Origin of the sequence: Blastomonas sp. (assembly GCF_041747255.1) — a bacterium.
In the GTDB taxonomy this organism is placed as follows: Bacteria; Pseudomonadota; Alphaproteobacteria; order Sphingomonadales; family Sphingomonadaceae; genus Blastomonas.
In genome coordinates, this window is sequence record NZ_JBGTFM010000114.1 from 1 (window position 1) to 9630 (window position 9630).

General features: G+C 63.6%; 14 protein-coding genes. 6 read left to right on the plus strand and 8 right to left on the minus strand.

The genetic code is table 11. The features are described 5' to 3' along the window. The 4 genes from ACEW8G_RS03885 to hisG form a co-directional block, all read right to left on the minus strand. On the minus strand, positions 1-404 hold a 404-nt coding region (locus tag ACEW8G_RS03885; protein ID WP_373487134.1), incomplete at its 3' end, for an AIR synthase related protein. 102 nt (positions 405-506) lie between these two features. Beyond that, positions 507-953, minus strand: a complete 447-nt coding sequence (gene nusB, locus ACEW8G_RS03890; protein WP_373487135.1) for a transcription antitermination factor NusB — start codon at positions 951-953, stop codon at positions 507-509. A gap of 11 nt (positions 954-964) precedes the next feature. Continuing rightward, a complete protein-coding gene (gene hisD, locus ACEW8G_RS03895; RefSeq protein WP_373487136.1) occupies positions 965-2254 on the minus strand; it encodes a histidinol dehydrogenase in 1290 nt (429 codons plus the stop codon). Further along, the gene (hisG, locus tag ACEW8G_RS03900) at positions 2251-2916 is read right to left on the minus strand and encodes an ATP phosphoribosyltransferase (protein WP_373487137.1); all 666 of its coding nucleotides are present in this window, start codon (positions 2914-2916) and stop codon (positions 2251-2253) included. Before hisG ends, hisD begins: the two co-directional genes overlap by 4 nt. Before the next feature lie 193 nt (positions 2917-3109). Here hisG and ACEW8G_RS03905 point away from each other — a divergent pair, with 193 nt between their 5' ends. Continuing rightward, the gene (locus ACEW8G_RS03905) at positions 3110-4216 is read left to right on the plus strand and encodes a GNAT family N-acetyltransferase (RefSeq protein WP_373487138.1); all 1107 of its coding nucleotides are present in this window, start codon (positions 3110-3112) and stop codon (positions 4214-4216) included. On the opposite strand, the gene ACEW8G_RS03910 is transcribed toward ACEW8G_RS03905, so the two are convergent. The 4 genes from ACEW8G_RS03910 to ACEW8G_RS03925 form a co-directional block, all read right to left on the minus strand. Next, positions 4217-5110, minus strand: coding sequence for an alpha/beta fold hydrolase (locus ACEW8G_RS03910; protein ID WP_373487139.1), 894 nt, complete (start codon positions 5108-5110; stop codon positions 4217-4219). A gap of 12 nt (positions 5111-5122) precedes the next feature. Further along, entirely contained in the window at positions 5123-6019 is an 897-nt protein-coding gene (locus ACEW8G_RS03915) for a pirin family protein (protein ID WP_373487140.1), read from the minus strand. Further along, on the minus strand, positions 6016-6381 hold the full coding sequence (locus ACEW8G_RS03920; protein ID WP_373487141.1) for a hypothetical protein: 366 nt from the start codon (positions 6379-6381) through the stop codon (positions 6016-6018). Before ACEW8G_RS03920 ends, ACEW8G_RS03915 begins: the two co-directional genes overlap by 4 nt. Positions 6382-6479: 98 nt before the next feature. Beyond that, the gene (locus ACEW8G_RS03925; protein ID WP_373487142.1) at positions 6480-6764 is read right to left on the minus strand and encodes a BolA family protein; all 285 of its coding nucleotides are present in this window, start codon (positions 6762-6764) and stop codon (positions 6480-6482) included. A 66-nt stretch (positions 6765-6830) separates the two neighbouring features. On the opposite strand from ACEW8G_RS03925, the gene ACEW8G_RS03930 reads away from it, so the two are divergent. From ACEW8G_RS03930 to ACEW8G_RS03950, 5 genes are all read left to right on the plus strand, one after another. Next, positions 6831-7466, plus strand: coding sequence for a DnaJ domain-containing protein (locus tag ACEW8G_RS03930; protein ID WP_373487143.1), 636 nt, complete (start codon positions 6831-6833; stop codon positions 7464-7466). 52 nt (positions 7467-7518) lie between these two features. Next, positions 7519-8511 carry a cobaltochelatase subunit CobS gene (gene cobS / locus ACEW8G_RS03935; protein ID WP_373487144.1) on the plus strand — a complete coding sequence of 331 codons (993 nt, stop codon included), beginning with the start codon at positions 7519-7521 and terminating at the stop codon, positions 8509-8511. A 13-nt stretch (positions 8512-8524) separates the two neighbouring features. After that, complete coding sequence (locus tag ACEW8G_RS03940) at positions 8525-8821, plus strand: nucleotidyltransferase family protein (protein WP_373487145.1); 297 nt, start codon at positions 8525-8527, stop codon at positions 8819-8821. Further along, positions 8793-9059: a DUF86 domain-containing protein gene (locus tag ACEW8G_RS03945; protein WP_373487146.1), complete on the plus strand. Its 267-nt coding sequence runs from the start codon at positions 8793-8795 to the stop codon at positions 9057-9059. Before ACEW8G_RS03940 ends, ACEW8G_RS03945 begins: the two co-directional genes overlap by 29 nt. A 150-nt stretch (positions 9060-9209) precedes the next feature. Then, positions 9210-9630 (plus strand): transglycosylase domain-containing protein (locus ACEW8G_RS03950; protein ID WP_373487147.1); only part of this gene is annotated, 421 nt, incomplete at its 3' end.

The following is a 9630-nucleotide window of genomic DNA, read 5'->3' on the forward strand; positions in this document are numbered from 1 at the left end:
GTGCCGATGGCGGTGAGCGACAGCGTGCGCGCTGTGCCCGCCGCAGCGGATACCGTGTCGCCGCCGATCAGCGCGATGCTGTAATGGTTGCACGCCTGGCCAAGGCCACGCACAAAGCCAGCGTCCCAATCCGCGTCACCCGTGAGGCTGTAGCCAAGCAAACAGGCGAGCGGCAGCGCGCCCTTGGCCGCCAGATCTGACACGTTCACCGCGACCAGCTTCCAGGCGACATCCTCTGGCGGATCATCTGGCAGAAAATGCACGCCCTCGCTCAGCATGTCCTTGGTCAGCACCAGCCGCTGCTGGCCGACATCGAGCACAGCCGCGTCATCATCGAACCCACGCGCCGCCGGATGGGTGGCGATGGCGCGGAGCAGGTCAATGAAGGCGGGTTCGGTGGTCATCCGATCGATATATCTGTTTTCCGGAGAAAGCCGGAATCCAGCGGGCCGAGGTGCCACCCCGCCCCTGGACTCCGGCTTCCGCCGGAGAACGGCATCGGCTCGTTACCGCCGCACATCTTTGGCGATCGCATCAAGCAGGCCGTTGGCAAAGCGCGTATCCTTGGCATCGAAGAACGCATGCGCGACATCGAGATATTCGTTGATCACGCTGCCCACCGGCACGTCGCGCCGCGCGAGCAATTCATACGTGCCCGCGCGCAGGATCTGGTGGAGCGTGCGGTCGAGCCGGGTCAGCGACCAGCCATCGGCGAGCCTGCCCTCGATCAGCGCGTCGATCTCGGCCAGACGCGCGGTTGCGCCCTGAACAATGTCGTCAAAGAAATCGACATCGGCCTCGGCATATTGCTCGTCCTCGATCTCTGCACCCAGCCGATGTTCGTGGAACTGATGCAGCAGCTGCGCGATCGGAATCGCCTCCATCGTGTGCTGATACAGCGCCTGCACCGCGGCGAGCCGCGCTGCTGAGCGGGATTTGGATGTTTTGTTCATTGCTGCGGCCTTTATCCCAGGCGCCGACGGACGCTGTCGGCATGCGCGGGCAGGCCTTCCATCTCGGCCAGCGCAACCGCCGCCGGACCAATCGCATCAAGGCCTTCGCGGCCCAGTTCGATAAAGCTGGTGCGCTTCATGAAATCGAGCACCGACAGGCCCGACGAAAACCGCGCGCGCCGCCCGGTGGGCAGCACATGGTTTGGCCCGGCGACATAATCGCCCACCGCTTCGGGCGTTAGCCGGCCGAGGAACACCGATCCGGCGTGGCGCACCTGATCGAACAGGCTTTGCGGGTCATCGACCGCAAGTTCAAGATGCTCTGCGGCCAGTCGGTTGACCAGCGGCATTGCCGCATCGAGCGTATCCACGACGATAATCGCGCCGTTGGTCTGCCACGCCTTGGTCGCGACCTTTTGGGTCGACAGCGCGGCCAGTTGCACGCCGACGATGTCTGCCACGGTGTCGGCAAACGCGGCGTCGTCGGTGAACAGGATCGACTGGCTGGTCGGGTCATGCTCTGACTGGCTGAGCAGATCGGCTGCGATCCATTCCGGGTCGCTCTTGTTATCGGAGACAACGACGATTTCGGAAGGCCCTGCGACCATATCGATGCCGACCACGCCGTAAAGCTGGCGCTTGGCCTCGGCGACCCAGGCGTTGCCGGGGCCGGTGACGACATCGACCGCGCGGATTTTTTCGGTGCCAAAGGCAAGCGCCGCCACCGCCTGCGCGCCGCCGATGCGCCAGACCTCGTCAACGCCCGCCAGATGCGCGGCGGCCAGCACCAACGGGGTGACGATGCCTCTGGGGGTGGGCGTCACCACCACCAGCCGCTCGACCCCGGCCACCTTGGCGGGGATCGCGTTCATCAACAACGATGAGGGATAGGCGGCGCGGCCACCAGGCACATACAGGCCAGCGGCATCGACCGCCGACCAGCGCGCCCCGAGCCTGACGCCCGCCGCATCGGTATAGTCGCGGTTCTCGGGCAACTGCGCGGCATGATAGGCGCGGATGCGGTCGGCGGCGAGGTTGAGCGCATCGCGCAGCGCGTCCGGCAGATCGGCATAAGCGGCGGCGCACGCATCCTTGCCGATGCTCCAGCCACCACCGGGCAGGCTGTGATTGTCGAACCGTGCGGTATAGTCGATCAGCGCCGCATCGCCCCGCGCCTTCACATCGGCGATGTTCGCGGTGACATCGCGGCTGACCTCAATGTCGCTCTCGCGGCGGCCCCGCACCAGCCGCGCAAAGGCGACGTCGAAATCCTTGTCGCGGGTGGAAAGGCGCAAGGTCACGCCGCCTCGCTCCGCGCCGCTGCAAGATCGCGAAACGCCGACATCAACGGCCCCAGCCGCGCGTGATCCTTCTTGAGCGCGGCGCGGTTGATGATCAGCCGGGCAGAGACGTGAACGATCACCTCGGTCTCGACCAGCCCGTTGTCGCGCAAAGTGCGACCGGAATCGACCAGATCGACAATCCGCCGCGACAGGCCCAGCGATGGCGCCAACTCCATCGCACCGTTCAGCTTGACGCACTCGGCCTGCACCCCCTGGCGCTCAAAATGCCTGCGCGTGATGTTGGGGTATTTGGTGGCGATACGGATGTGCGATGGCCGGGGTTCGGGCACGCCCGCTGCGTCGGCGGGCTCTGCCACCGAAAGGCGGCAATGGCCGAAATCGAGGTCAACCGGCGCATAAAGCTCAGAATAATCGAATTCGTCGATCACATCGGAGCCGACGATGCCAATCTGCGCTGCGCCATGTGCGACGAAAGTCGCCACATCAAAAGCGCGCACCCGGATGATGTCCATATCGGGCCGGTTGGTGGCAAAGCGCAGCGCGCGGGCCTTGGGATCGTGAAAATCGGTGGCGGGCGTGATCCCTACGCGCGCGAGCACGGGCAGCGCATCTTCAAGAATGCGGCCCTTTGGGATTGCAAAGATCAGCGTGTCAGCCATGGTCGGCGCATGTAGGGACAAGCAAGGCAAAGGGCAACATGAACCGGCAGTACCGGTCGCGCGCACCCTGGCTGTCACGGTTCTTACGCGCAAACGGGCTAAGGCTGCATTTCGCGCCGGGGAGGCCGGGCAAGGCCCGAGACGGCGCGCGGGGTTTTGCAGGTTGAATGCACCGATGTTTATAGGCGATGGCTTGTCGGGATCCGCGGCTGTGGGCGCGGATATCGATGCGCGCGCGTATGTGCAGCAGTTGCAGGCAGATGGCCCGCAAACCTTGGTCACCAATGTGACGTCGGACATGCTGCTGATTGAGCACGCTGGCTTTGCGCTACCGACGACAGTCAACCATGGTGATCTGGGGGCAAGTTACGTTGTCGCGCCGCACAGCGCCTATGTGCTTTACGCGCGCGAGGAGCTTGGGCTGGTCGATCTGGGTTGGCTGAAGCGTCCGGCACAGGTGATCATCGCGCTGGCGGACCGGTTGTTCAAAGCGCTCCGGATCAACACTGTCGTGCTGATCGACAACTGGCTGCTCTCGACCAACCTGCACGGGGCCTGGCACGGCGAGGGGCTGGCCGATATTCGCGCGCGGCTCATCGCTGACTATCCCGATCATTTTCTCGGCGTGCGGTCGGTTGATCGCTGGACTGACCCGCGTCTGCCGACCGCGCTTGCCGCCGATGGCTGGATCATGCTGCCCAGCCGGATCATCTGGGTCACTGACGACCTCAAGCGCGACTGGGCTGCGCGCAACAACGTCAAGAATGATCGGCGCAAGCTCAGGCAATCGGGCCTGACCGTCGAGGATCTGACGCAGCCGAGCGATGCCGAGGCCGAACGGATCGTGGCGCTCTACAAAATGCTGTATGTCGAGAAATATTCGGCGCTGAACCCGCAGTACTCGGCGGCATGGCTCAAGCTGGCGATGGCGTGCGGGTTGCTGAAGATGCGCGTGGCGCGCGACGCGGACGGGCAGATCATGGCGGCTGCGGGCTTTGTCGTGCGCGGTGATGTCGCGACCAACCCACTGCTGGGCTATGATACCGCGCAGCCGCAAGCAGCAGGCCTGTATCGCATCGCCTGCTATATGTTTGGTGACTATGCCTGCGCGCATGGCCTGCGAGTCAACGGCTCGGCCGGGGCGGGCGACTTCAAGCGCCAGCGCGGCGCGCGCAGCGAGATCGAATATACCGCTTTTTATGCCCGGCACCTGCCACGCTGGCGGCGGTGGCCGCTGCATCTGATCGCGACCTTGCTGACGGTGCTGGTCATGCCAGTGATGGCCAGGCGGATGCTCTGATCACGCGGCTCCGAGAAACGCTTCCATCGCGGCGATCAACGCCTCGGGGTTTTCCCAGGGCACGAAATGACCGCCCGGGGCCTTCACCAACGTCAGGTTAGGCACCAAGGCGTCGATCCCCTCCAGCAATGACGGGCGCAATGCATGGTCATCCATTGCCCAGAACAGCAATGTCGGCTGGACGACTGGCGGGAAGGGCCGGTCGAGGAACGCAGGGCGCGGCGTCTCGCCCTGCATCGGCGGTACGATCAGCGCGCTGGCGCGATACCAGTTGAGCATTGCGGTAAATGCGCCGGGGGTCTGCCACTGGCTGAGATATATTGCGCGCTCCTCAGGCGTCATCCGCGATGCGGCGCTGGGTTCAAGAAAGCGCGAATCGAAATAGCTGTCCCAGCCCATCTGCAGCACTTTGTCCTCGAAATCGCTCTGGCGAATCTCGGAAATATATTGCGCCGATGCGCGCTGGTCCGGGTCATCGAACAGCGCCTTTTGATAGGTGAACGGGTGCGGCGCATTGGCAAGGACGAGCCGCTGCACGCGCCCGGGGTGCTTGATCGCCGCCATCCAGGCCATCGCCCCGCCCCAATCGTGGCCCACCAGCGTAAAGCCATCGATGCCCAAATGGTCGGCGAGCGCGATCAGGTCAGCCAGAATGTGCTTTGGCTGATAGGCATCGATGTCCGCAGGCTTGGATGACCCGGCATAGCCGCGCTGATCGGGAGCGATCAGGCGGTAGCGATCGGCGAAATTGGCCATGACAAAGCGCCATGTGCGATGCGATTCGGGAAAGCCGTGCAGCAGGATCATCGGCGGCGCATCGGCTGGCCCCGTGATGGCGACATCGAGTTCCACGCCGGTGGGCAGGGCAATGCGGGTGAGCGGCAAATCGGGCATCAGATCAACCGGTCACGTCCGCCCGCGCGTCAACGGCACCTCGGGGATAGGGATGAACTCCTCATCATCGCCCGGCACCATTGGGAAATCGCCAGCGTTCCAGCGATCAGCCGCCGCGCGGATGCGCTCATTGGTCGATCCAACGAAATTCCACCAGATGTGCCGCTCAGACCCGAACGCGCCGCCGCCCAGCAGCATCGCGCGGCCACCGGTGATGCTGTCGATCCGCGGCTTGCTGCCCGGCGCGATCAGGTAAAGCCGATAGGGCTCGAGCGGAATGCCGTCGAGCGCGCCGTCGCCATCAACCAGCATTACCGCGCGTTCGTCCGCCTCGCTGTCGATGGGCGCGCTGCCGCCTGCGCCGAGCATGACATCGGCGTAGATCGTCGGGCTGTGGCAGGTGGTCGGCGCGCTCTGGCCCCAGAGCGTCCCCATGATGATTCGCGCGCTGACGCCGGTGTCTTCGATCCGGGGCAGGGCGTCGGCACCCACATTTTCAAACGCCGGTTCTGCGTCTTCCAGCGCATCGGGAAGCGCCAGCCAGGTCTGCATGCCAAACATCGCCGCGCCGCGCGCCATTTCGGCGGGCGGGCTGCGTTCGGAATGGACGATACCGCTGCCTGCGGTCATCAGATTGACCTCGCCGGGGCGGATCGTCTGGAACGTGCCCAGCGAATCGCGATGATCGATCGCGCCGTCGAACAGATAGGTCACCGTCGCCAGCCCGATGTGCGGGTGCGGCCGAACGCCCAGATCGCGCCCGATATCAAGCTGCGCCGGACCGAATTCGTCGACGAAGATGAACGGCCCGACCATCGCGCGCGCCTTTTGCGGCAGCACCCGTCGCACCCTGAAACCGCCAAGGTCGTGCGTGGTGGGCGACAGGGTGAGCGAGATGGGGCTGGTCATACACGGACTCCGAACCTGCGCTGCAAGCGACGATGGCGGTGAAGAAAAAACGCGCTGGTTATCCGCCGCGTCAGGCTTGGCAGCATGCTGGGCTCGAATGCCAGCGCGTCGGTTACCCGGCAGCCGGTGCCTTCATCGCTGAAGGTCCGTTCGTGCCGCCAGCTTTTCATGCCGGTCATCGGTGATTGTTCGACAAAGCCGACGCCAGACTCAAGCACTTCGAGTGTGAGGTGGCTGGTGCCAACAGGAAAGAACCCGCCAAGCAGAAGCCTGCTGCGGAACAGGCGCTGGCCGGGAACAAACGGAACATCGGTCAGGCTATGCACACCGGCAGGCGCGGTCATGCGCAAAATGGGCATCATTTCCTGTTTCAGCCCGTCGAGCGATATCGCGGCGCGCCACACGTCCTGTCGGTTGGCGGCGAGATGTGAGGTGAACGAGAGCGTTTGCAGAGCCAGCGTTACTCTCCCGGCGCCCTTGCCTTGATCGCCAGCGCGTGTACCTTTTGCCCCGGCAGGTCGCCGAGCGCGCTATTGACCATGCGCTGGCGCTCAAGCCGCGATTTGCCCTCGAACGCCGCGCTTTCGATCTCGACCGTAAAGTGCGATTCGCCGCTGCCATCATCGCCGCTGTGGCCGCTGTGCTGCTGGCTGTCGTTGATCACCGCCAGCCGGGTCGGCGCGAGCGCTGCCTGCAGCCGGTTTTCGATTTCGCTGGCCATCGGCCCCTTGGTTTTCATGTTCATGGCCCCCTATATAGACGTTTCACCGCCAGATTGCGAGGCGGCGCAAAGCAACGGACCAGCGATAACTTGGCAAGCACGGGCGGATCAAATCAGGACAATGGCAACGCGCGCCGTCGCAGCCGCTTTCATGGCCGGGTGGAAGGCACGGGCCGGTTCTGCGACTGGCCCGAGTGTCAGGAGGACGGCGAGTTTCGCGCGCCGCCCGATGCGCACGAACGGCGCGGTGCGCGCTTCGATGGCCCCGGCCGCTATCGCTGGTATTGCCTAGAGCACATCCGCGAGTTCAACCAGCGCTACGATTTCTTCGCCGGGATGAGCCCCGACGAGATTTACGAAGCACAGCGCCCCACCGCTGGCTGGGACCGCGAGACCCGCGCGTTCGCTGCCGGGGCGGGGCAAACCCCGCGCTGGTCAGATTTTGCCGATCCAATTGACGCCATCGGCGCGCGCTTCAGGCAGAACCTCAAAGATCGCGCCAGCATGGCAGCGGCAGACGCCCGGTTGAACGAGGTTGACCGCAAGGCCCTGAAAACGCTGGGGCTGGGCGGCGATGCCACCCGCGATACGATCCGAAAGGCCTATTCGCGGCTGGTGCGCGCCTATCATCCTGATCGCAATGGCGGTGACCGCGCGCACGAGAAGGCCTTGCAGGAGGTCATCGCCGCCTATACGCACTTGCGCAAAGTTTCCGTCTTCGCGTGATCTCCTGCGCGCGAGGCCCATCCGCACAATAGACAACAGCAAAGACCCAAGCATGACCGATATTTCGAACATACAGCCCGACAGCCGCGACAGCACCCTGCTCGATGCGCCCGACCGGATGATCAGTGCCCGCGACGTGTTCGGCGTTGACATTGACATGCAGGTGCCCGCGTTCAGCGAGGCCGACGAGCGCGTTCCCGATCTTGACCCGTCCTATGTGTTCGACCCGGAAACCACGATGTCGATCCTCGCAGGCTTTGCGCACAACCGCCGCGTGATGGTGCAGGGCTATCACGGCACGGGCAAGTCGACGCACATCGAACAGGTCGCAGCGCGGCTCAACTGGCCGTGCATCCGCATCAACCTTGATGCGCACATCAGCCGCATCGATCTGGTCGGCCGCGATGCCATCGTGCTCAAGGATGGCCAGCAGGTCACCGAGTTCCGCGAAGGCCTGCTGCCGTGGGCGCTGCAGACGCCGACGGCTTTGGTGTTCGATGAATATGATGCGGGCCGCCCCGACGTCATGTTCGTCATCCAGCGGGTGCTGGAAACAGAGGGCAAGCTGACGCTGCTCGACCAGAACCGCGTGATCCGACCCAACCCCTATTTCCGCCTGTTCGCCACCGCCAATACGGTGGGGCTGGGCGATACCAGCGGGTTGTATCACGGCACCCAGCAGATCAACCAGGGGCAGATGGACCGCTGGAACATCGTGTGCACGCTCAATTATCTGCCCGCCGAGACCGAGGCCAGGGTCGTGCTCGCCAAGGTTGGCGAAACCGATCCGCAGGTGGTCAAGAACATGGTCAAGGTGGCGGATCTGACCCGGCAGGGCTTCGTCAACGGCGATATCTCGACTGTGATGAGCCCGCGCACCGTGATCAGCTGGGCGCAGAACGCCGCGATCTTCCACAACATTGGCTTCGCCTTCCGTTTGTCGTTCCTCAACAAATGCGACGAGGCCGAGCGGATGCTGGTCGCCGAATATTACCAGCGCGTGTTTGGCGAGGATCTGCCCGAGAGCGTTGTCGGGCGGGGGTAGCGACGAGGGTGCAATGGACACGGCTACGGCGATTGCAAAATTGAAGGCGCATGAAGCAGAGCTGCGCAGCATGGGCGTCGATAGGCTCTCGTTGTTTGGGTCAACCGCCCGAGGCGAGGAGCAGGTAGAGTCCGACATCGATCTTGCCGCCCGTTTTTCGGCTGATGCAAAAGTCGGTGGGTTCGCCTTTGTAGCTATTGCCGATCGCCTCGAAACCATTTTGCGTTCCAAGGTGGACCTTATCGCAGAACCTGCGCGCAAACCCAGAATGCAGCAGCAGATTGACCGGGACCGGGTTAATGTCTTCTAGCCGCGAGCAGCAAAGGCTTCAGGACATCATCGAGAATGTCGAGGCAGCACAGGCCTATATCGGAAACCTGTCGATCGAAGAGTTTGCCCGCAACCAGATGATGGTCGATGCAGTAGAACGGTGCCTCCAGCGTGTGACAGAAGCGGTGATGAAGATTGGCGAGCAGCGCTTTGAGGAGATCGCGCCGGATGTTTCATTTCACGAGGTGCGCGGCTTAGGGAATAGGTTGCGGCATTAATATGATATTCTCGACGAATCGGTGATTTACAATACAGTGACCGAGAGTGTGCCAATTTTGCTGGCAAGATGCCGTGCGGCATTGGACCAGTGACACACTTGCTGGTCACTAGTGTCATATTGATATAATACACCCGCTGTGTTCAAGAAAATGCGATTCGGATCAGGGCGATTGGGCGGCGGCGGCGCTTCTGCTGCGGATTCCGTCTGGCCACCGCCCGGCCTCGGCGAAGCGCGCAATCCTTGGACAGAACCGGCAACGCCCGATGCGCCGATCATCCTCAAGTCGCCGCGCACCCGCCGCTGGTGGGCGGTGCGGATTACCGCTGCGCTGGTTGCCCTGTTGCTGATCATGATCGCGTGGCTGGCAATCACCGCGCCGCTCTCCAAGTCCCTGCAGCCGATTGCACCGCCGGAGATCACATTGCTCGCCGCCGATGGCAGCCCGATAGCGCGCAGCGGCGCCGTTGTGGAAGCGCCGGTGGTGGTTGACCGGCTACCCGATCATGTCGTGCAGGCGTTTCTCGCGATCGAGGACCGGCGGTTTTATTCGCATTGGGGCATCGATCCAC

Coding starts and splice junctions, on each gene's coding strand:
- ACEW8G_RS03910 (WP_373487139.1), bottom strand. CDS start 5,110: ATGCCCGATTTGCCGCTCACCCGCATTGCCCTGCCCACCGGCGTGGAA.
- ACEW8G_RS03920 (WP_373487141.1), bottom strand. CDS start 6,381: ATGATGCCCATTTTGCGCATGACCGCGCCTGCCGGTGTGCATAGCCTG.
- nusB (WP_373487135.1), bottom strand. CDS start 953: ATGAACAAAACATCCAAATCCCGCTCAGCAGCGCGGCTCGCCGCGGTG.
- cobS (WP_373487144.1), top strand. CDS start 7,519: ATGACCGATATTTCGAACATACAGCCCGACAGCCGCGACAGCACCCTG.
- ACEW8G_RS03915 (WP_373487140.1), bottom strand. CDS start 6,019: ATGACCAGCCCCATCTCGCTCACCCTGTCGCCCACCACGCACGACCTT.
- ACEW8G_RS03940 (WP_373487145.1), top strand. CDS start 8,525: ATGGACACGGCTACGGCGATTGCAAAATTGAAGGCGCATGAAGCAGAG.
- ACEW8G_RS03925 (WP_373487142.1), bottom strand. CDS start 6,764: ATGAACATGAAAACCAAGGGGCCGATGGCCAGCGAAATCGAAAACCGG.
- hisG (WP_373487137.1), bottom strand. CDS start 2,916: ATGGCTGACACGCTGATCTTTGCAATCCCAAAGGGCCGCATTCTTGAA.